This window comes from Saccharobesus litoralis (assembly GCF_003063625.1).
In the GTDB taxonomy this organism is placed as follows: domain Bacteria; phylum Pseudomonadota; class Gammaproteobacteria; order Enterobacterales; family Alteromonadaceae; genus Saccharobesus; species Saccharobesus litoralis.
Window position 1 is genome coordinate 3736897 of record NZ_CP026604.1, and the last position, 21153, is coordinate 3758049.

Sequence of the window (21153 nt, forward strand, 5' to 3'; positions counted from 1 at the left end):
CTTTTCCTTATGTTAGATTGGTAGTGGTATGTCTGAACAGCACAAAAGTAAACATTTTATCAAGGCGGGAGAAGCACTCGCCGCTGAATCAAAAACTTGGAATTTGCCACCTGTTACGGGAGATGAAAAACCGCCTGAATATACCAATGCAATGCGCAAGCCTGAAGGTTGGGTGTATGAACCACCAGAGCCTGAAGAAGAACCGCCACAGCCCCCAACCCTAGAAGAAATTGAAGCTATCCGTCAAGCCGCGTATGACGAAGGCTTTGCAGAAGGAAAAGAAGCTGGCTTTAATCAAGGTTTAGCTGAAGGTCAAGAAAAAGGCCACGCTGAAGGGTTAGAGCAAGGAACACAAACCGGTATTGAGCAAGGATTAGAGCAAGGAAAAGGTTTAATCGAGGAAAAAGCCGATGCATGGAATCAGATCCTTGATGCTATTAACACGCCATTGCGGCATATTGATGAGCATGTAGAGCAGGAAATTGTCAACCTAGCGAGCCATTTAGCAAAAGCAGTGGTTAAAACGGAACTCAAAACGAACAAAGACATTTTAATTAAAACGGTAAAGGACGCTGTTGATGCTTTACCGATTAACAACAGTCAATTCGAGATCCACCTCCATCCAAACGATATTCAAACAATCACTGATGTTTATACTGAAGAAGGTATAGAAAAAAAAGGTTGGCGTTTAATGGCTGAACCCGCGATGCAAACGGGCAGCTGTGAAATCAAAACGCAAAGTTCTAGTGTGACTTACACCATAGAACAACGTATCGAAGAAATATTGGATAGATTTTTGCAGGATAGCCAATCAAGTCATTAATTTAGTCACTAAGTGTCAAAAATCTATCTATGTCTAGCGAAACCATCTGTGCGCGATTAAAAAACAGCCAGCAATTAATAGCGGGTAGTGTCCCCAAAGTCGCCGGACGTTTAACTCGAGTTATCGGATTAACCCTTGAAGCTGTTGGTTGCCAAGCGTCGGTTGGCAGCTTGTGCGCGGTTGATAGTGTGAATGGTACGATTGATGCTGAAGTGGTTGGATTTGAAGGCGAAAAAATTTACCTAATGCCGAGCGAAGAAATTCGTGGCATTTTGCCCGGTGCGCGCGTAACCCCTTTATCTAGCGAGCAAGGCATACCCGTTGGAATGCATTTACTTGGCCGAGTTATCGATGGTGCTGGGAGACCACTGGATGGTAAAGGTTCAATTGCTAGTCAACAACGTACAGCTGCAGTGAATAAAGCGATTAACCCACTTTCGCGTCGACAAATATCAGAGCCGCTTGATGTTGGTATACAGGCTATCAATGGCATGCTTACTGTGGGGAAAGGTCAGCGAATGGGACTTTTTGCCGGCTCAGGTGTCGGTAAGTCAGTGCTACTGGGCATGATGACCCGCGGCACGGCCGCTGATGTTATTGTTGTTGGATTAATTGGCGAGCGGGGACGAGAAGTAAAAGAGTTTATCGAAGAGATACTTGGCGAAGAAGGGCGAGCTCGCTCTGTGGTAGTCGCTGCACCTGCTGATAACTCGCCGTTGATGCGCTTAAAAGGCTGCGAAACAGCAGTGTCAGTGGCTGAGTATTTCCGCGATCAGGGAATGGATGTATTACTGCTAATGGATTCAATTACGCGATATGCACAAGCACAACGTGAAATTGCCTTAGCCATTGGTGAGCCGCCGGCAACCAAAGGTTATCCGCCATCTGTTTTTGCAAAGTTACCTGCTTTGGTCGAGCGCGCTGGCAATGGCGGTGAAGGTCAAGGTTCGATAACCGCTTTTTACACCGTGTTGTCAGAAGGCGATGATTTGCAAGATCCTATTGCAGATGCGTCTCGGGCAATATTAGATGGTCATATTGTTTTATCTCGTGAATTGGCCGATGCTGGACATTACCCAGCAATTGATGTGGCTAAATCTATTTCTCGTGTCATGCCTGCGGTGACGAGTGAACTGCATCAAGATCAAGCCAGAGTGATTAAAACCCTCTATTCGTCTTATCAAAAAAACCAAGATTTAATTACCATAGGCGCATATAACAAAGGCAGCGATCCTATTGTTGATACCGCTATTCAACTTAAGCCAAAAATCGATGAGTTTTTACAGCAAAAAATGCAACAGATTATTCCATACGATGAATGCTTGTCGGCGCTGGATGATTTAACTCAGCAATTTAGAGCCAATTAAGGAATGAGTTGTGGTTAATAAACAGTTGTACTTAGTTGTTGAAATGGAACAACGCAAAGAAGATAAAATGGCGTCTGATTTTGCTAAAGCCCAGCAAGATCTGCAAGAGCACGAAATGCGCCAGCAAGCCTTAAACGAGCATAAAGCGCAATATATGCAAGATGTGATGGACCGCGGTCGAGCAGGGGTTGATATTCAACAAATGAATCGTTTTCAGGCGTTTATTGGAAAGTTAGATCAAGCGTGCTCATTACAAGCGAATAAAGTCACCACAGCGCGTAAAGTGGTCGATCAGCGACGAGCATTGTGGCTTAACCAACAACGGAAGCGCAAAGCGATTGAAGCTTTGATTGATAAACAGAAGCAGGCTATGCAGCTAGCAGAGCAGCGAGCTGAACAAAAAATGTTTGATGAATTTGCTATGCAGCAGTTTGTGCGTAAACAGCTGACTTAAAAACATGACTTTAGGGTAGCGAGAGTGTTTTGGAACAAAGCTTGCTAACCATTTAAATAGTTAAAGATTAAATCGCTGTTATCGGCCATTTTTATCAAATCTCGACATTATTTGCCGCTTAAGTCGCAATTATTGAGGAACATATATGCAATTCGTTGCCGCACCACAATTAGAGATAAATCAATCTACACCAACTAATACAGATGTGCTGTTAGCTAATAACGAAAAACAATCTGGTTATGGTCGAGATTTTGCTGACGTGCTAAACGACTCGCAAAAAATTGAAGCGCAGTTCGCCGAGGTTAGAAAAAATAGGGCAGATCAACAGCGAGCAGCCGAAGCTGCATTGGCAAACGAAACTCGGCAACCATCAAATCGGCAAGCGTCGAATCAGCAACCACCTGCTGCAGAGCACATCAATCCGCGCTCAAAAGAAGATCAAACAGTAAAAAGTCCGCATGACGATGGAAAGCCTGTAGCAGATAGCAAACAAGAGCAAGCTGCATCATCTGGGATGGAGAATAAAGGTCAACCACCAGCAAACAATGACTTGCCTAAAAAGCCAATAAACGAGGACGTTAACTCGATTGATGCCAAACAAGATAAAACGATTAATAAAAGCGAGCTAAATTTAGCCGATGATAACTCGGATACCGCAGCGTTGCTGTCATTAATTGAATCCAGTAAGAAAGCTAACATTAGCGCAAATAAAGTGGCTAAAGATGACAATGGCGACCAACAAGCAAAGCAGGTATTAGCTGATAAATCAGTGAATTCGCCGGCGGATACTACAAACTTAAAAACGACTGAAAAAGGTGAAGCACAATCGTCAGCGGCTGAATCACCTGAAGTCAGTAATAAAGCCAGTAATAAAGTAAAAGAAATTAATACACTAGATAAAAATGCCACAGAGCCAGCGAGTGCTAATAATCAGCTTAAGCAGGCTGATGATAATTTAACTGGTAAGTTTGGTAAGGCAGAGGGTAAGACTGAGGGTAAGACTGAGATAGAAACCGCCAATAAAATAAGGTCTTCAGAAAGTTCTGATGTTAAAAAAAGTACTAACCCAGATAGCATAAACAGCAATGATGTTAGTACTAAAGCAATTAAATTGGTTACGCAAAATGATAGTTCGTCAACAGCTGAGCAAAAAGATAAGTCAAAACAACATTCACTGACAAAACTGCAAGACGGGTCGTTAATTGATAAAGCCTCAAAAAAAGCTGATGAGTTAAATAAGCAAACCTCAGGTAAAGTTGTATCAGGTGTACAAAAAGGTGATGTCGAACAGTCATTGGTAAATGGTCAGGTCAAGCATGATGAGCGAGTTAATCACGACAAAAGCCAGGGTAATAAGGCCAATGCTGAGGTCAAGCTTGATCAGTCTTCACAGCCGATAGTGAGTCATCAAGCAGAAAAACCATTTGCTAAGGCGACTAAATCTGATAACACTGGAAATGATCTGCAAACTAAGCCTATAAAATTACAGCAACCAGCTCAGCAAGAGACCAACAGTGCCAACGAACAACCAGTTAAAACAACTGCAATTGACGAAAGTAATCAAGCCGCAGATTTAAACATAGATGCTGATTTGCAAAAAAGTGGTCAACTATCGCAAGCTGGCAGTCAGCTTACGTCTGTCGAGCATAAAAATGGCAATGTTGAAAGCAATGTTAATACTGAATCACTTACTAAGTCTACAACTGAAAAATCTACCTTGTCTGCTAGCTCTTTGGCTGATAGCGGTAAAGTGAAAAATACTCAGGTCGATGACAAAGCAACTGTTGCTGAAAACAATAAAGACAAATCACAAATTTTAGTTAACGCTGAGGCGATACAAGCCAGTCAAGCGGCTGCCAATGTGAGTAAAGTCGAGAATAAGAATGCAGAAAAAAGTAAATCAACCAAGGCTAAATTAACGGTTGATAATGTTGAAAGTAAAAAAGCAGAAGTTAACTCAAGCGTTAATCTTGTTGAGCAGAAACTGGATAATGAAAGTGCTTTTTCGCAAAAGGGCGAGGGCGCTGATGCTAGAGCAATAAACCAGACGACAACTGAAAAAGACGTTAGTGAACAATCTGCTAGTAAAAAGCAAAGTAAAAAATCAAATGGTTCTAGTGCTGCAACATTGAACCAAAATTTGCAGAGCAAAGAATCGGTTGCTGAGCCTAAAGCAGAGATGGCCAGCTTAGCTAAAAATGAGCCGATTCAAGAAACAGCTGGTTTGGATTTCCAAATACAAAATGCAGCGTTAGATAGAGTAGCTCAGGATAAAGCTACTAGCAATGCTGCGGCGAGCAACAGTGCGGTGCAAATGCAGAGAGCGGTAGAGGCTGCAGTACAAACGGAGCGCACGCAGCAAAAAATTACCAATCAATTAAAAGATATACCGCTGAATGATAAACAAGCGGGAGCAGACACCATAAACGATAACGTTAAATTTATGGTGTCTGGTCGCTTACAGTCGGCTGAAATCCGCCTAGATCCGCCAGAGTTAGGCAGTATGCAAATTAAAATCACCATGAATGGTGAGCAAGCGTCTGTTAGCATGGTGGTGCAAAACCCGCAGGCTAAAGAAATGCTTGACCAAGCCATACCAAGGTTGCGAGAAATGTTAGAAAATGCCGGTATTCAGCTAGGTGAAAGCAACATTGAACAGCAAAAACAACAAACCGCAGGTCAGCAAGGAGAAGGAAGAAAGGGACAAGGAAATCGAAATAATGGCGATGATGGTCAAGTAGATGATGAATTATTAGCCAATGAGCAGAAAATTGTTAATGGACATGTTGGTGAAGTCGATTATTACGCCTAAAATCAGTTACAATCAGGCGTAAAGTTTAATTGTGTTTGTTTGGGACGATAACCAACTGAATAATTAGGAAAAAAAATGGCTGCTGAAGAAGAATTACAAGTAGAAGAAGAAGGTGGTGGAAAAAGCAAACTGCTCATAATCATTGTCGCAGCAGTTTTGCTGATTGGCGGTGGCGCCGCGGCATTTTTATTGATGGGAGGCGAGGATGAGGCTGCCCCTGAAAGTGAGGAGTTAACACTCGACGAAGCGCCTGCTGCACCCGCAGCATCAAGCGGTGGCGATAAAGCCGAAATGGGCACTGCGTTATATGTCGCTATGCCTAGACCGTTTGTATTTAATGTACCCGGTGCAAATCGCGACCGCCTTGTACAAATAAAAGTACAACTATTAGTTCGTGGAAATCAAAATGAAGAAACGGCTAAAAAACACATTCCATTGATTGAAGGCGCTTTATTGCGTGTATTTAGTGGGGCTAACGCGGATGACTTAGCTACCATACAAGGTAAAGAAGCATTAAAAACTCAGTCATTGGCAACAGTTCAGGATGAGCTGACTAATATTGTAGGAACGAAAGTAATTGAAAATGTCCTGTTTACAGGCTTTGTGATGCAGTAACTAACTCATGCCGGCAACCGATTTATTATCACAAGACGAGATTGATGCGCTACTTCATGGCGTAGACGATATCGAAGAAGAGTCTCCTGACGATTCAGGTTTTGGTGGTGAAGATAACCAGAACCGTAGCTTGTCTGATTATGACTTTTCTTCACAAGATCGAATTGTTCGTGGTCGAATGCCGACCTTGGAGATGGTTAACGAACGTTTCGCTCGCCATATGCGTATCAGCTTATTTAATATGATGCGCCGCACCGCCGAAGTATCGATAAATGGTGTGCAAATGATCAAGTTTGGCGAGTATGTGCATACCTTATTTGTTCCAACCAGTTTAAACATGGTGCGCTTTCGTCCGCTGAAAGGGACAGGCTTGATCACCATGGAAGCGCGGTTAGTTTTCATTTTAGTGGATAACTTTTTTGGTGGTGATGGCCGTTATCACGCTAAAATTGAAGGTCGAGAATTTACCCCTACTGAGCGCCGTATCATTCAAATGCTGCTTAAGATAGTATTTGAAGATTACAAAGAAGCTTGGGGGCCAGTAATGGATACATCTTTTGAGTATCTTGACTCTGAAGTGAACCCTGCAATGGCAAATATAGTCAGTCCGACTGAGGTTGTCGTTATTAGTTCATTTCATATTGAACTCGATGGTGGTGGTGGCGATTTTCACATTTGTTTACCCTATTCAATGCTTGAACCGATCCGTGAATTACTTGATGCGGGTGTACAAAGTGATCAAGAAGATACCGATTTACGCTGGTCTAAGGCATTACGTGATGAAATGATGGATGTAAAAGTCGATTTAATGGCAAAATTATTAGATGTGGAAATGCCATTAGAAGACATCATGGAGTTACAGGCCGGAGATATCATACCTATTGAAATGCCTGAGCATTTGACCGTATATATAGAAGAATTACCGACATATCGCGCGAAAATGGGACGCTCACGAGATAATATCGCGATCCAAGTATCGGAAAAAATTAAGCGACCAGCTTCAGTTAAATCTGAATTGCAAATGGTAACCCGCGCAGGGCGTCGAATTGATGCTGAAGCGGAGTTACGTGAACTTGAAGACTGGGATTAACTATTAAAAATGTATATAGTCGTGTAAATGGCTATAAGCGCATCAAAGAGAGAGTATTATGAGTGATGATGCAATGGATGATTGGGCAGCAGCCATGGCTGAACAAGCTGAGGCTGAAGCAGCTGATGAGCAAGCAGAAGCTCAGCCCGCTGAACTGGAAGAACTAACAGAATCTGCGGCTATATCAGGTGATGAAAAACGTCGTTTAGATACTATTCTTGATATTCCTGTCACCATATCGATGGAAGTTGGGCGTACCAAAATAAATATTCGTAATCTGTTGCAGCTAAACCAAGGCTCTGTTGTTGAATTAGACCGAGTGGCGGGTGAGGCATTGGATGTACTGGTTAATGGTACTTTGATTGCGCACGGTGAAGTGGTTGTGGTTAATGACAAATTTGGTATTCGATTGACTGACGTAATAAGTCAGGTTGAACGAATCAAAAAACTTAAATAGGGTGTGCAGTGAAGCGTCTACTCTTCGCTTTTTGTTTATTTGCCATTTTCCCCCAAGCGAGGGCGCAAGCAGCGCCCACAATTGAAACCGCTATTCCAACCCTTCTTTTGTCTCTACTGTTTGTTGTTTTTATTATTTTTGTATTAGCAGCAGTGATTAAACGTAGTAACTTAAGTACTCTTGGCGTTAAAGGTTTAAAAGTGGTAACTATGTTACCTCTGAGTACTCGTGAAAAATTAGTCGTTGTGGATGTTAATGGTAAGCAAGTATTACTTGGTGTCACCCAGCATAATATCAACTTAATAAAAGAATTAGATGAACCCTTACCGCAAAATGTGGGTAATGCGGTTTTAAATCAAAGCTTTAAAAAGATATTTGAACAGGTCAAGCAACGTGATTAAGTACTTATTGGCTGTGTTTGCCATTTTATTGGCTCCCGATGTTTTGGCTGAACCGGGTATTCCAGCCCTGACGTTAAATGAAAATCCGGATGGCAGCAAAGATTATACAATTTCTTTGCAAGTGCTGGGCATAATGACCATGCTTAGCTTTATTCCTGCCTTACTTGTCATGATGACGTCATTTACTCGAATTGTGATAGTGCTTGGTATTTTGCGCCAAGCTATAGGTTTACAACAAGCGCCTTCAAACCAAGTGCTCATCGGTATTTCGCTGTTTTTAACGTTTTTTATTATGGCGCCAGTATTCGATAAAATAAATGAAACCGCATTGCAGCCGTATATGGAAGAGCAGTTAACTGCAAAAGAAGCGTTTAGTGCAGCTCAGGTGCCACTTAAAGATTTTATGTTGTCGCAAACCCGTGTTAAGGATATAGCGACATTTGCTGAAATTGCTGGCTACGAGCAGTTAGACGGCCCTGAAGCTGTACCCATGAGCGTGTTGATCCCCGCATTTATCACTAGCGAATTAAAAACCGCATTTCAAATGGGTTTTATGATCTTCATTCCATTCTTGATTCTTGATTTGGTGGTGGCTTCTGTACTCATGGCAATGGGTATGATGATGTTATCGCCTATGATGGTTTCTTTGCCATTTAAGCTGATGCTTTTTGTGTTAGTTGATGGTTGGAATTTAACTATGGGCACACTTGCTACTAGTTTTGGAGTGGGTACCTGATGACGGCTGAAACTTTTGTCGATATGCTACGCGACGCCATGTTTATGGTGATCTTGCTAGTATCTCTGATAATTGTTCCTAGCCTAGTTGTTGGTTTGATTGTGTCTATTTTCCAAGCCGCTACGTCGATTAACGAACAAACTTTGAGCTTTTTACCGCGTCTTATTGTTACGCTTTTAGCTATTATCTATGGCGGCAATTGGGGGATTAATAAGTTAATGGATTATACAGTAGAGATTTTCTTGCGGATCCCAGAGGTTGTCGGCTAGTGAACTTTGCTGTTGAGAGCGTACTGACGTGGATGTCGGGTATTCTTTTACCCTTTGTGCGTATTTCAGCCTTGTTAGTCGTTATGGTTGGTTTCGACGCTAAACGGATCCCTACACAATTAAAAGTACTGTTTGCCTTTGCTGTAGCCTTGTTAATTGCCCCTGTTATTCCAGATGTTCCCTATACCGATATGTTGTCAATGCAAGGCTTTTTGTTGGTGGTGCAGCAAATTTTATGGGGCGTAGCTATTGGGTTCGTTTCGCAAATATTTTTGAATACATTTGTTGTAGCTGGGCAGGTTGTTGCTACACAAACCGGTTTGGGTTTTGCCTCACTAGTTGATCCAGTTAATGGTATTAATGTTGCGGCTGTAGCTCAGTTTTATTTGATACTAGCGACTTTAGTATTTTGGGCGGTAGACGGTCATTTGATGATGATCAAAATGATCGCTTTAAGTTTTGAGGCTTTTCCTGTCGGATCCGGTTGGATCTCGCTGGGTAGTATCGAAAAAATTATCGAGTGGGGACAGTGGCTGTTTTTAGCCACTATCACGATGACGATAACACCGATTACAGCAATGTTAATTGTGAGTTTTACCTTTGGTGTCATGACGCGTGCTGCACCACAATTGAATATATTTTCAATTGGTTTTCCAATCACACAAATATCAGGATTAATCGTGATCTGGCTTGGCATGTCGGCATTTATGTTGCATTTTAATATTATGTGGGAATCGGCATCACATCTTATGTGTGAAATTGCCGGTTGTGGTTAGTTAACTTCAGTATTCTTTAACAGCTCTGTCATTCGCGACAAGTTGTTTGAGCGGCTATTTAGGATCTAATGGCTGCAATTTTGATACTAAGGTTTGTAGGTTATAGGTGTAAATCAATAGACACCTAGCTTTGTTGGAGAACGGCGTTGGCCGCGGAAAACGAAGGCAAAACCGAAGACCCCACGGAAAAAAAGAAATCCAAGTCCAGAGAAAAGGGGCAAGTTGCTCGGTCTAAAGAGCTTGCTACCTTCCTTCAATTGCTGGGTGCGGCTATCTTTTTTTTACTGTGGGGTGGGTTTATTGCCGAAGCAATGTATAAAGTAATGAAACACGGCCTTGTTTTTGAGCAAGAAGATGCCTTCGATCCATCACGCATGTTTATTCGCTTACAAGGGTTACTCGATCCTGTTATCGCCCCTTTGGCCGCCTTTACCATTGTTATGATGATTATTGGTGTGTTGAGTTCAATTGTTGTCGGCGGCTATAACTTTTCAATGCAAGCTGCAGCGCCAAAATTTAATAAACTCAACCCGATTACCGGTCTACAACGGATGTTTGGCCCACAAGGGTTAGTTCAATTGGTGCAGTCATTAGCCAAGTTTTTGGTTGTTGTGATTGCTGCTTATGTTTTGGTTGGCTTTTATTTTGATAAATTACTGCATATCAATATTGAAAAAACGCCAAATAATATTAAAACCGCATTAGAAATCTTAGTTTGGATCTTTATTTGGTTAGCTTTCTCGTTAATTGTTGTGGCAATTATTGATGTGCCTTATCAATTGTATAAGCATAATGATTCATTAAAAATGACCAAACAAGAAGTCAAAGACGAGCATAAAAATGCGGAAGGGGATCAACAAGTCAAATCTAAGATCCGCCAAAAAATGTTCCAAGCGTCGCAGCGACGTATGATGGCCGAAGTGCCCAAAGCGGATGTTGTGGTAACAAACCCGACTCATTACGCCGTCGCGATTAAATACGATACAGAAACAGCCTCCGCACCTATTCTTTTAGCCAAAGGTGTTGATGAAGTGGCTGGCCATATTCGCGATATAGCTAGCGCTCATGATATTCCAATTTTATGTTCACCTATGTTGGCTCGATCTATTTACCATACCACTGAGTTAGACGCCGAAATACCTGAAAAGTTATTTACCGCTGTGGCCCAAATATTGGCTTATGTTTATCAATTAAAACAATACAAAAAAGGCAAGGGCAAGCGTCCTAAAGAGCCAACGTCTAATTTACCTATCCCGCCTGAAGTTCGTTATTAATACCGTGTATAGTCAAAGCGATCAAGTTTTAGGGGAAGCCGTCAAGCTTCGAATCCCCATGAGCATATGCTCTATTATGTGATTGGGGTGAGTAAGCGCTGACAATGAACCATAAAGCTTGAGCGAGAAGACTATAATAAAGTTGGCTTGATATTTGCCTGTTACGTCAGTAGGTGTAGTAGGATTCAAAAATTTGACGTATGCAAGCGACTGATATAGTTAATAACTTTAAATCGTTCGATTATAAAAAAATCCAAGGGCTGGGAGTCGCTGGGGTTGTATTAGCCATTTTAGCTATGGTTATCTTACCTTTACCCGCATTTCTACTAGATATTTTATTTTCTTTTAATATTGCCTTATCCATTGTGGTTATGCTGGTGGTGGTATACACCTTAAAACCTATGGATTTCGGTTCATTTCCAACCGTTATTCTTATTGCAACAGTATTGCGCTTAGCGCTGAATATAGCTTCAACACGGGTTGTGTTGCTTGAAGGTCATCAGGGTGGTGATGCCGCGGGTCAAGTTATTGCAGCTTTCGGCGAGGTTGTTATCGGTGGAAATTACGCAGTTGGTTTAGTCGTTTTTGCCATATTAATGATTATCAACTTTAAGGTTGTGACGGCAGGTGCTGGTCGTATATCCGAGGTGAGTGCGCGTTTTACCCTTGACTCTATGCCGGGTAAACAAATGGCAATTGATGCGGATCTCAACGCCGGTTTTATTAGCCAAGAAGAAGCAGTTGATCGACGTAAAGAAATTACAGACGAAGCGGACTTTTATGGTTCGATGGATGGTGCGAGCAAATTCGTAAAGGGTGATGCCATTGCTGGTTTATTGATAATGTTGATCAATATTGCTGGTGGGTTGTTGATAGGTATGATCCAATACGGTTTAGATTTTAGCAGTGCAATTGAAATATATACCTTGTTAACAATTGGTGATGGCTTGGTTGCGCAGATCCCTTCATTGTTGCTTTCAGTTGCAACGGCAATCATTGTTACTCGTCAAAATGATTCAATAGAGCTAGGTGATCAACTTTCTGGTCAATTGGCTAAACCCAAAGTGATGTATGTAGCGGCAGCTATCCTATTTATTATGGGGATAGTACCAGGCATGCCGCATGTCGCATTTTTAAGTTTAGCGGCTTGTTTAGCGGGTTGTGGTTACTATATGCAAAATTATGTAGGTGTGGATAGTCCTAAAAAAGGCGCTCTAGTTAAAAGTGGATCTAAACCTGGTAGTAGTGGTGCGGTGAGTGACACACCGGCCCCAACAGCGAATCCTGAGCCACAAGAGATCAGCTGGAACGATGTGCAACCTATGGACGTGATAGGCTTAGAAGTTGGCTATCGTTTAATTCCATTAGTTGATAAAACGCAAGGAGGCGAATTGCTTAGCCGTATCAAGGGCGTTCGTAAAAAGTTATCACAAGAGTTAGGCTTTTTGGTGCCGCCGGTACATATACGCGATAATTTAGATTTATCTCCTAATATCTATCGTATTTCATTAATGGGAGTGGTAGTTGGCGAAGCCGAAATTTACCATGACCGTGAAATGGCCATTAACCCAGGGCAAGTGTTTGGCAATATTCAAGGTGTTAAAACGACAGATCCGGCTTTTGGTTTGGAAGCTGTATGGATTAACGTTGAACAACGTGAACAAGCGCAATCTCTCGGATATACCGTTGTTGATGCAGCTACCGTTGTTGCTACGCATTTAAGTCATTTACTCACGAATAACTCTTCTCAGTTATTGGGGCATGAAGAAGCGCAAAACTTACTTGATATGTTGGCTAAAACCTATGAGAAATTGGTTGATGGTTTAGTTCCTGACATGTTGTCCTTATCAGTTTTGGTTAAGGTGTTACAAAACTTATTACATGAAGGTGTTGCCATTCGTGACATGCGAACCATAGTGCAAACATTGGTTGAATACGCACCTAAGAGCCAAGATCCTGATGTGTTAACCGCTGCGGTGAGGATCGCTCTTAGAAAGCTAATCATTCAAGATATATGTCAAGAGTTGCCAGATTTACCTGTCATCACGTTCGCACCTGAGCTGGAACAAATGTTGCATAATTCTATGCAAACAGCAGGTGCTGAAGGTGCGGGTATTGAACCTGGCTTAGCAGAACGTATTCAAACCGCGTTAATAGATGCTAGTCAGCAGCAAGAAATGAATGGCGAACCCGCGGTATTATTGACCTCTGGCGTATTACGCTCGGTACTTGCGCGATTTACGAAAAATACGGTTCCTGGATTACACGTACTGTCATATCAAGAGATCCCTGACGACAAGCAGATCCGCATCGTTAACTCGGTAGGCCAGTAGTCAAATACTTGACGAAAGGGGTAGGTAGTGAAAATTAAACGATTTGTCGCAAAGGACATGCGCACAGCTTTGTTGGAAGTCAAGAATGAACTAGGCGCCGACGCTGTGATCATGTCAAACACTAAGACCGCAGATGGCATAGAAATTGTCGCTGCAGTTGATGAAGAAACTGATGCGAAAGTGCCACCGCGCAAGGTAGAATCGACACCCAGCGTCAATAATCCGACATCTAGTGCGCCACAGTATTCTGGCGCCAATTTTATGACGTCAAATATTCGTCAAACCCCGTCTTTTGAAAATCAAGTTGAGAGTCGTATTAATAGTCACTTTGCTCAAGAGCAAGATCTCAACGACAATCAAGTAGCAGATTCACTGAAGTCCTTGTTACAACGTCAACATGAGAAGTTACACAAAGGTTTACAAAATCCATCTCCAAGCCCATCGCCCGCTCCCAGCTCTATGCAGCAAGCGCAACAAGCAGAGCATTTAGCACAGTTTGCCAAGAAGCAAATTGTCAATAGTGCGCCGAATGAGCCATCTTCGTCAGTAGAAAACACCGAACTGCAGGCGATGAAACAAGAAATGGCTGAAATTCGAAAATTGATGGAACATCAGGTATCAGGTCTTATGTGGCAAGAAATGGCTCGTCGCGAACCTGTGCGAGCTTACTTGGTTGACCGATTAAATAAAATGGGCGTGTCTAACGATGTGTCCGACCAAGTGGCCAGTTTTATTCCAGAAGAGCTAAGTCAAGCAGAAGCATGGGATAACGCTTTAGAGCTGCTGTCCGGCCAAATTAATGTGACTAATAATGACATTCTGCGTCGTGGCGGATTTGTTGCGTTATTAGGCCCAACAGGCGTTGGTAAAACAACCACTATTGCTAAGTTAGCCGCTCATTTTGCTCAATTGCATGGTAGCGACCAAGTCGCCATGGTAACAACAGATACCTTTAGAATCGGCGCGCATGAACAGTTACAAACCTATGCTAAAATTTTAGGGTGTCCATGCAAAGTCGTGCAAAGCCAGGCCGAATTAAGTGAAACTTTGCATCAATTACGCAATAAAAAATTAGTTTTGATTGATACCGCTGGTGTAGGTCAGCGAGACATGAGACTGGCTGAACATTTAGAAACGTTGATGAATGCCAATCAAATAAAAATTCGCAGTTATTTGGTTCTGCAATCTACGGCACAAAGAAGAGTGATGCAGGACGCAATAGAAAGATTCAAACAAATTCCGATTACTGGGTGTATTTTCACAAAAGTGGATGAATGTACCAGCCTAGGTGAAATTATCAGTGTTGCTATTCAAAATGCATTACCCGTTGCATATTTAAGCGAAGGACAGCGAGTTCCAGAGGACATTAGAGTAGCAGAATCTGCTTATTTAGTAGAAAAAGCAGCTCAATTAATGAGCGAACGAAATATTTCTCAATCAAATTGGTTTACAGACGACAGCTTACAGCCTATATATAAATAGAATTTATGAATAATATTAACCAGTTAGGCGATCAGGCAAATGGCCTACGAAAAATGAAAAGTGAAGATAAAGTGAAAGTAATCGCCGTTACCGGTGGTAAGGGAGGCGTAGGTAAGAGTAATGTATCTCTTAACTTAGCGATTTCTCTAGCGCAAAAAGGTAAGCGAGTATTAGTATTTGATGCGGATTTAGGACTTGCAAATCTTGACGTTATGTTGGGATTGCGAGTACATAAAAACTTGTCTCACTTATTAGCCGGTGAATGTGAACTACAAGATATTTTAGTAAAAGGGCCACATGGCATCACAATAGTGCCAGCAACGTCCGGTACAAAAAATATGGTTGAGTTGACCCCTAATGAGCATGCCGGTCTTATCCGCGCGTTTAGCGAATTAGAGCAACAGTTTGACGTGTTGATTGTTGATACAGCAGCCGGTATTTCAGATATGGTTTTGAGTTTTTCTCGCGCTGCTCAGGATGTTTTGGTTGTGGTGTGTGATGAACCAACTTCAATAACGGATGCTTATGCGTTGATTAAAGTGTTAAATCGAGAATATGGTTTGTTTCGTTTTAAAGTTGTGGCAAACATGGTACGCTCGCTGCGTGAGGGGCAAGAATTGTTTGCTAAGCTCTCCAAAGTGACTGATCGCTTTCTTGATGTAGCTATCGAATTGGTGGCTATCATTCCTTTTGATGAAAATGTAAGAAAATCAGTACGTAAGCAAAAAACAATTGTAGAAGCATTTCCTAAGTCACCAGCCGCTATTGCTTTTAAAACGTTGGCGACAAGAGCATCTACTTGGCCTGTTCCAGATACAGCTGGTGGGCATTTAGAATTTTTTATTGAACAGCTGATATTACCAGAAGCATAGGGTATTTACGTGAACAAGGCTGCGGCATATCAAACGGTTGATCAAAAGCAAGTTTTAGTTGAGCAACATGCAGGTTTAGTTAAGAGAATTGCTCATCATATGATGGCAAGGTTACCTGCAAGCGTGATTGTTGACGATCTAATCCAATCAGGAATGATTGGCTTGTTAGAAGCAGCAAGGAACTTTGACGCCACTAAAGGTGCAAGTTTTGAAACATTTGCTGGTATTCGTATCCGTGGAGCAATGTTAGACGAAATTCGTCGTGGTGATTGGGCGCCTCGCTCAGTACATAAAAACAGCAGAATGATAGCAGATGCTATTGCTCAGGTTGAAAAAGAAACAGGTCGAGATGCTCGTGACTCAGATGTTGCAGAGAAGTTACAAGTTGGACTTGACGAATATCACCAAATGCTTAACGATGTGAGTAGTGGGAAAATTATTGGTATCGAAGACCTTGGCGTCACAGAAGATGTTTTAGGTGGTTCCGAAGACGCTGATGATGAGCCATACGGTGAGATTGAGCATGGGGCGTTTCAAGATTCTCTGGCTGCAGCGATTAAAACTTTGCCTGAGAGAGAGGCATTAACTTTATCGTTATACTATGATGAAGAATTAAACCTAAAAGAAATTGGTGCTGTATTAAACGTGAGTGAATCGCGAGTTAGTCAAATACATAGCCAAGCCATGCATAGACTGAAAGGTCGTATGTCATCATGGCAATCATAAGAACAAAATTTTTACGTAGCAAATTACCTTAATTGGAGAATGCTTTGAATACAAATATGAAAGTGCTTGTTGTAGACGACTTCTCTACAATGAGACGCATTATAAAAAACTTGCTTCGCGATCTTGGCTTCACAAATGTTCAGGAAGCTGATGATGGTGCAACGGCATTACCTATGTTGCAAAACGGAGACTTTGAGTTTGTTGTAACCGATTGGAACATGCCTGGTATGCAAGGTATTGATTTGCTTAGAGCGATTCGAGCCGATGAGCGCTTAAAGCATATTCCGGTATTGATGGTGACAGCTGAAGCCAAAAAGGAACAAATTATAGCGGCGGCGCAAGCAGGGGTTAACGGTTATATTGTTAAGCCATTCACTGCAGCTACGCTTAAGGAAAAGCTAGAAAAAGTATTCGAACGCTTAGGTTAGTTTTCACTACTATTGGAGATTAAACTTTGAGTTCAGTTACGCCTTATGTGGACTTAGACACCGCAAAACAGCTTGTTGCTCTATTGGAAAGTGGTGATATTGAGCAAGCTAATGCAATTGTTGAAGAAAGTTCGAAAGCAGCTTCTGAAGAGCTGTTTGCTGAAGTGGGTAAACTCACGCGCCAGCTACACAACTCCCTACAGGATTTTCAACTTGATTCTCGTATCGCTAATTTAGCCAACGAGGACATTCCTGATGCGCAAAATCGTTTGGCATACGTCATTGAAATGACTGAGTCGGCTGCAAACCGGACGATGGATGCAGTTGAAGCCAGTATCCCAGTTGCCGATCAATTAAACGAGCATATTAAAGCGGTTATTCCTACGTGGTCTAAACTCATGAACCGCCAAATCAGCTTGGAAGAATTTAAAGAGTTATGTTATTCGGTCGATGACATACTCAAAAAAGCGGATAGTGACTCTGATTTACTTCGCAGCCAATTAAATGATGTCTTGATGGCTCAAGATTTCCAAGATCTAACGGGTCAAGTTATACGACGCGTTATTGATTTGGTGCGCGAAGTAGAAGAAAACTTAGTTCATTTACTAACTGTATTCGGGACGCCTGTTGAATCACAAGAAGAACAAGCCGAGACGATATCAGGTCTGGATGAATCCGCAGAAGGGCCAATTGTCAACGCTGAAGAGCGCACTGATGTAGTATCTGGCCAAGATGATGTTGATGACTTGCTGTCAAGTTTAGGTTTCTAATAAGAAGGAAGGTTTCATGGCCTTTGATGCAGACGAAGATATATTGCAAGATTTTCTTGTCGAGGCAGGGGAGATACTCGAATTACTTTCTGAACAACTCGTTGAGTTGGAAAACAACCCTGAAGACGCAGATTTATTAAATGCAATATTTCGTGGCTTTCACACTGTAAAAGGTGGAGCAGGCTTTTTAGCATTAACAACTTTGGTTGATGCCTGCCACGGTGCAGAAAATGTGTTCGACATTTTAAGAAATGGTCAACGTTCAGTAACTCCTGAGTTGATGGATGTTATTTTACAAGCGTTAGATACTATTAATGAAATGTTTGCATTAGTTAAGGCTCGTGAAGAACCTGACCCTGCCGATCCTGAGCTACTTGAGGCATTGCATCGATTGTCTGAACCTGAAGGCGCTGAAAGCGTCGCCGCACCTGAGCCTGTCGCCGCTCCAGTAGAACCAGAACCTTCTCCCATTGTTAGTAATGAACCTGAGATTTTCGACCTGCCAGGTAGCAGTGTTGAAGATGGCGGTAGTATAGATGAAATCACAGATGATGAATTTGAAGCCTTGCTTGATGAACTGCATGGTTCAGGGCGTGGTCCCTCAGTTACATCGTCAGTAGAGACAACCTCGACTTCAGCGCCAACGCCAAGCGCACCACCTTCCGCAATATCGATGGACGTTGGTGGTAGTGACGAAGATATTACCGACGATGAGTTTGAAGCCTTACTTGATGAATTGCATGGTAAAGGCCAATTCGGAGTCGCAGAAGCTAATGTTGCAGCCACACCGGTTGAAACAAGTCCTAAACCAGTACAAGCGCCATCGTCTGTTTCAAGTGACGAAATTACGGATGATGAATTTGAAAGCTTACTTGATGAATTACACGGTAAAGGTAAAGGTCCTTCAGTCACTGACGTCGTTTCTGATAGTAAACCAAAAGACAAAAGTAGCCAACCAGCTAAACCTGTAGAACCACCTAAACAGGCTCCAGTAGCTCCTGAGCCTACGCCTGCTGCACCTAAGCCTGTTACAAGTGCACCAGCGCCAGTTAAGAAACCTGAGCCAGATAAGCCTAAAATGGCTGATAAGAAAAAGCCGGCTCCAGCTGCACCAGCGCAAGAAACTACAGTCCGAGTCGATACTTCTCGTTTAGACCAAATCATGAATATGGTGGGTGAGCTAGTTTTGGTTAGGAATCGTTTAGTCAGTTTAGCGAATGAAGCTGATGAACGTATGTCTAAGGCCATAGCGAATTTAGATGTGGTAACCGGTGACTTGCAAGGCGCCGTGATGAAGACCCGAATGCAGCCAATTAAGAAAGTGTTTGGGCGTTTTCCTCGTGTTGTTCGTGATCTTGCACGTTCATTAAATAAAGAAATATCGCTTGAGCTCGAGGGTGAAGAAACCGATTTAGATAAAAACTTAGTTGAAGCATTAGCGGACCCTCTTGTTCACTTGGTTCGTAACTCAGTGGACCATGGCATTGAAATGCCAGATGATCGTGAAGCTAAAGGCAAACCACGCTGCGGTATTGTAAAACTAAGTGCTTCGCAAGAAGGTGATCATATTTTACTGACCATCACAGATGATGGTGCAGGTATGGATGCAGAAAAGCTTAAAAATATCGCCATTAATAAAGGTATTCTAGATAGCGATGCTGCCGCTAGGTTGTCTGACAACGAAGCCTATAATCTAATTTTTGCGCCTGGCTTTTCTACTAAACAAGAAATATCTGACATCTCAGGACGAGGTGTTGGTATGGACGTTGTTAAAACTAAAATCACCCAGCTAAATGGTTCTGTCAATATTCATTCTGAATTGGGTACAGGAACAAGGCTAGAGATTAAAGTCCCTCTAACGTTGGCGATTTTGCCAACCTTAATGGTCGTTGTAGCCCAACAAACTTTCGCTTTACCTTTAGCAGCGGTGAGTGAAATCATCAATATGGATTTATCTAAGACCAATACGGTTGATGGGCAATTAACGATGATCGTTCGCGAAAAGGCGATCCCCTTGTTTTATCTAGAAAAATGGTTAAATCGACTCGGTTTACCTTCTGGTGACACGGATGGGCATGTTGTTGTAGTGCAACTAGGGACAGATAAACAAGTTGGTTTTGTTGTTGATTCATTAATTGGTCAAGAGGAAGTTGTTATTAAGCCTCTTGATGCGTTATTGCAGGGCACAGCCGGTATGGCCGGTGCAACAATTACCAGTGATGGTGGAATTGCTTTAATTATTGATATTCCTAGCTTATTAAAACATTACGCTAAACGTACTTAGTGTGGTTTGAGAACTGATATAAATATGTCAATTAAGGTTTTAGTCGTAGACGATTCCAGCTTTTTCCGTAGAAGGGTGTCTGAAATAATTGAACAGGCGCCAGAGCTCAGTGTTATAGGTACGGCGAAAGATGGAAAAGAGGCTATTGCTCAGGCGTTAGCGCTTAAGCCTGATGTTATCACTATGGATGTCGAAATGCCTGTGTTAGATGGGATTTCAGCTGTACGTGAAATTATGGCTCAACAGCCAACTGCAATCTTAATGTTTAGTTCCTTAACTCATGATGGTGCCAAAGCAACATTAGATGCATTAGATGCTGGCGCTTTAGACTTTTTACCAAAAAAATTCGAAGATATTGCTCGTAATCGTAATGATGCGGTAGAGTTATTGCAAAATCGAATTAAGCAGCTTGGTGCACATCGCGCTTACTTTAGACGTTCAACACCTACTCGTACTCCATTAAAAAAACAGGCTAGTACCGCTCGAGTGACTCCTTCGACTCGTGGTGGTGTCTCACAGACTACGCGTCCATCTATTGGTGGGTTGAGTTCAAGCGCGAGCCGGCCTGTTGTGGCACAACGTAAGCCCGTGGTTAAAAAAGATAAAAAGTACAAAATAGTTATTATTGGTACTTCCACAGGCGGGCCTGTTGCATTGCAAAAAATTCTAACTGAATTGCCTAGTCATTTCCCAGTACCGATTTTGTTGATTCAACATATGCCAGCTGCTTTTACCCCAGCGTTTGCTAATCGTCTTAATAGCTTATGTAAAATATCGGTCAAAGAAGCTGAAAATGGCGATGTCTTACGACCAGGAACCGCCTATTTAGCTCCTGGTGGGACTCAGATGATGATTGAGGGGCGTTCCTCATCAGCCAAGCTTAAAGTGATGGTAGATGAAAGTGATAGGCTTACTTACAAACCAAGTGTTGATTTAACGTTTGGTTCAGTAGCTAAATCTTTCGGCGGTGATGTTTTAAGTATGGTACTGACCGGTATGGGTGCAGATGGTAGAGAAGGCGCTCGATTGTTAAAAGATGCAGGTGCAACAATTTGGGCGCAAGATGAAGCGTCGTGTGTAGTATATGGTATGCCGCAAGCAGTGACAGCAGCTGGTTTATCGGAAGACAGCATTGCGTTGAAGGATTTCGCCAGTAGAATTATTGCTGAGCTAGGCCTGTAAAC

General features: G+C 42.3%; 20 protein-coding genes. All 20 read left to right on the plus strand.

Going from position 1 to position 21153, the window contains the following annotated elements:
- The first annotated feature begins 28 nt into the window (after window positions 1–28).
- The 20 genes from fliH to C2869_RS13495 all read left to right on the plus strand — a co-directional run bounded on the left by fliH (window position 29) and on the right by C2869_RS13495 (window position 21151).
- A complete protein-coding gene (gene fliH / locus C2869_RS13400) occupies window positions 29–823 on the plus strand; it encodes a flagellar assembly protein FliH (RefSeq protein WP_108603419.1) in 795 nt (264 codons plus the stop codon).
- Between the two features lie 29 nt (window positions 824–852).
- Window positions 853–2190 carry a flagellar protein export ATPase FliI gene (gene fliI, locus C2869_RS13405; RefSeq protein WP_108603420.1) on the plus strand — a complete coding sequence of 446 codons (1338 nt, stop codon included), beginning with the start codon at window positions 853–855 and terminating at the stop codon, window positions 2188–2190.
- 10 nt (window positions 2191–2200) lie between these two features.
- Window positions 2201–2644, plus strand: coding sequence for a flagellar export protein FliJ (fliJ, locus tag C2869_RS13410; RefSeq protein WP_228710666.1), 444 nt, complete (start codon window positions 2201–2203; stop codon window positions 2642–2644).
- Between the two features lie 145 nt (window positions 2645–2789).
- A complete protein-coding gene (locus C2869_RS13415) occupies window positions 2790–5456 on the plus strand; it encodes a flagellar hook-length control protein FliK (protein WP_108603421.1) in 2667 nt (888 codons plus the stop codon).
- Between the two features lie 75 nt (window positions 5457–5531).
- Window positions 5532–6071, plus strand: coding sequence for a flagellar basal body-associated protein FliL (gene fliL / locus C2869_RS13420; RefSeq protein WP_108603422.1), 540 nt, complete (start codon window positions 5532–5534; stop codon window positions 6069–6071).
- A gap of 7 nt (window positions 6072–6078) precedes the next feature.
- Window positions 6079–7161 carry a flagellar motor switch protein FliM gene (gene fliM / locus C2869_RS13425; RefSeq protein ID WP_108603423.1) on the plus strand — a complete coding sequence of 361 codons (1083 nt, stop codon included), beginning with the start codon at window positions 6079–6081 and terminating at the stop codon, window positions 7159–7161.
- 58 nt (window positions 7162–7219) lie between these two features.
- Complete coding sequence (gene fliN / locus C2869_RS13430; RefSeq protein WP_108603424.1) at window positions 7220–7618, plus strand: flagellar motor switch protein FliN; 399 nt, start codon at window positions 7220–7222, stop codon at window positions 7616–7618.
- Window positions 7619–7626: 8 nt separating this feature from the next.
- Complete coding sequence (gene fliO, locus C2869_RS13435; RefSeq protein WP_159084168.1) at window positions 7627–8019, plus strand: flagellar biosynthetic protein FliO; 393 nt, start codon at window positions 7627–7629, stop codon at window positions 8017–8019.
- On the plus strand, window positions 8012–8755 hold the full coding sequence (gene fliP / locus C2869_RS13440) for a flagellar type III secretion system pore protein FliP (RefSeq protein WP_108603426.1): 744 nt from the start codon (window positions 8012–8014) through the stop codon (window positions 8753–8755). Before fliO ends, fliP begins: the two co-directional genes overlap by 8 nt.
- Window positions 8755–9024 (plus strand): flagellar biosynthesis protein FliQ, encoded by a 270-nt coding sequence (gene fliQ / locus C2869_RS13445; protein ID WP_108603427.1) that lies wholly within the window; start codon window positions 8755–8757, stop codon window positions 9022–9024. Before fliP ends, fliQ begins: the two co-directional genes overlap by 1 nt.
- Window positions 9024–9800, plus strand: a complete 777-nt coding sequence (gene fliR / locus C2869_RS13450) for a flagellar biosynthetic protein FliR (protein ID WP_108603428.1) — start codon at window positions 9024–9026, stop codon at window positions 9798–9800. Before fliQ ends, fliR begins: the two co-directional genes overlap by 1 nt.
- A gap of 146 nt (window positions 9801–9946) precedes the next feature.
- On the plus strand, window positions 9947–11074 hold the full coding sequence (flhB, locus tag C2869_RS13455) for a flagellar biosynthesis protein FlhB (RefSeq protein ID WP_108603429.1): 1128 nt from the start codon (window positions 9947–9949) through the stop codon (window positions 11072–11074).
- A 200-nt stretch (window positions 11075–11274) separates the two neighbouring features.
- Complete coding sequence (gene flhA, locus C2869_RS13460; protein ID WP_108603430.1) at window positions 11275–13407, plus strand: flagellar biosynthesis protein FlhA; 2133 nt, start codon at window positions 11275–11277, stop codon at window positions 13405–13407.
- Between the two features lie 27 nt (window positions 13408–13434).
- Complete coding sequence (flhF, locus tag C2869_RS13465) at window positions 13435–14889, plus strand: flagellar biosynthesis protein FlhF (RefSeq protein ID WP_108603431.1); 1455 nt, start codon at window positions 13435–13437, stop codon at window positions 14887–14889.
- 5 nt (window positions 14890–14894) lie between these two features.
- Complete coding sequence (locus C2869_RS13470; RefSeq protein WP_108603432.1) at window positions 14895–15761, plus strand: MinD/ParA family protein; 867 nt, start codon at window positions 14895–14897, stop codon at window positions 15759–15761.
- Window positions 15762–15770: 9 nt separating this feature from the next.
- Entirely contained in the window at window positions 15771–16487 is a 717-nt protein-coding gene (locus tag C2869_RS13475; protein ID WP_108603433.1) for an RNA polymerase sigma factor FliA, read from the plus strand.
- A 44-nt stretch (window positions 16488–16531) separates the two neighbouring features.
- Window positions 16532–16915 carry a chemotaxis response regulator CheY gene (gene cheY, locus C2869_RS13480; protein ID WP_108605059.1) on the plus strand — a complete coding sequence of 128 codons (384 nt, stop codon included), beginning with the start codon at window positions 16532–16534 and terminating at the stop codon, window positions 16913–16915.
- Window positions 16916–16941: 26 nt separating this feature from the next.
- Window positions 16942–17685, plus strand: coding sequence for a protein phosphatase CheZ (locus C2869_RS13485; protein WP_108603434.1), 744 nt, complete (start codon window positions 16942–16944; stop codon window positions 17683–17685).
- Between the two features lie 16 nt (window positions 17686–17701).
- A complete protein-coding gene (locus tag C2869_RS13490; RefSeq protein WP_108603435.1) occupies window positions 17702–19969 on the plus strand; it encodes a chemotaxis protein CheA in 2268 nt (755 codons plus the stop codon).
- Between the two features lie 24 nt (window positions 19970–19993).
- Entirely contained in the window at window positions 19994–21151 is a 1158-nt protein-coding gene (locus C2869_RS13495; RefSeq protein WP_108603436.1) for a protein-glutamate methylesterase/protein-glutamine glutaminase, read from the plus strand.
- Window positions 21152–21153 lie beyond the last annotated feature (2 nt).

Bases quoted from the DNA above. Each gene is read 5' to 3' on its own strand.
- C2869_RS13470 (WP_108603432.1), top strand. From the start codon at position 14,895: ATGAATAATATTAACCAGTTAGGCGATCAGGCAAATGGCCTACGAAAA.
- flhA (WP_108603430.1), top strand. From the start codon at position 11,275: ATGCAAGCGACTGATATAGTTAATAACTTTAAATCGTTCGATTATAAA.
- fliH (WP_108603419.1), top strand. From the start codon at position 29: ATGTCTGAACAGCACAAAAGTAAACATTTTATCAAGGCGGGAGAAGCA.
- fliI (WP_108603420.1), top strand. From the start codon at position 853: ATGTCTAGCGAAACCATCTGTGCGCGATTAAAAAACAGCCAGCAATTA.
- C2869_RS13495 (WP_108603436.1), top strand. From the start codon at position 19,994: ATGTCAATTAAGGTTTTAGTCGTAGACGATTCCAGCTTTTTCCGTAGA.
- C2869_RS13490 (WP_108603435.1), top strand. From the start codon at position 17,702: ATGGCCTTTGATGCAGACGAAGATATATTGCAAGATTTTCTTGTCGAG.
- C2869_RS13415 (WP_108603421.1), top strand. From the start codon at position 2,790: ATGCAATTCGTTGCCGCACCACAATTAGAGATAAATCAATCTACACCA.
- fliQ (WP_108603427.1), top strand. From the start codon at position 8,755: ATGACGGCTGAAACTTTTGTCGATATGCTACGCGACGCCATGTTTATG.
- fliL (WP_108603422.1), top strand. From the start codon at position 5,532: ATGGCTGCTGAAGAAGAATTACAAGTAGAAGAAGAAGGTGGTGGAAAA.
- fliM (WP_108603423.1), top strand. From the start codon at position 6,079: ATGCCGGCAACCGATTTATTATCACAAGACGAGATTGATGCGCTACTT.
- fliN (WP_108603424.1), top strand. From the start codon at position 7,220: ATGAGTGATGATGCAATGGATGATTGGGCAGCAGCCATGGCTGAACAA.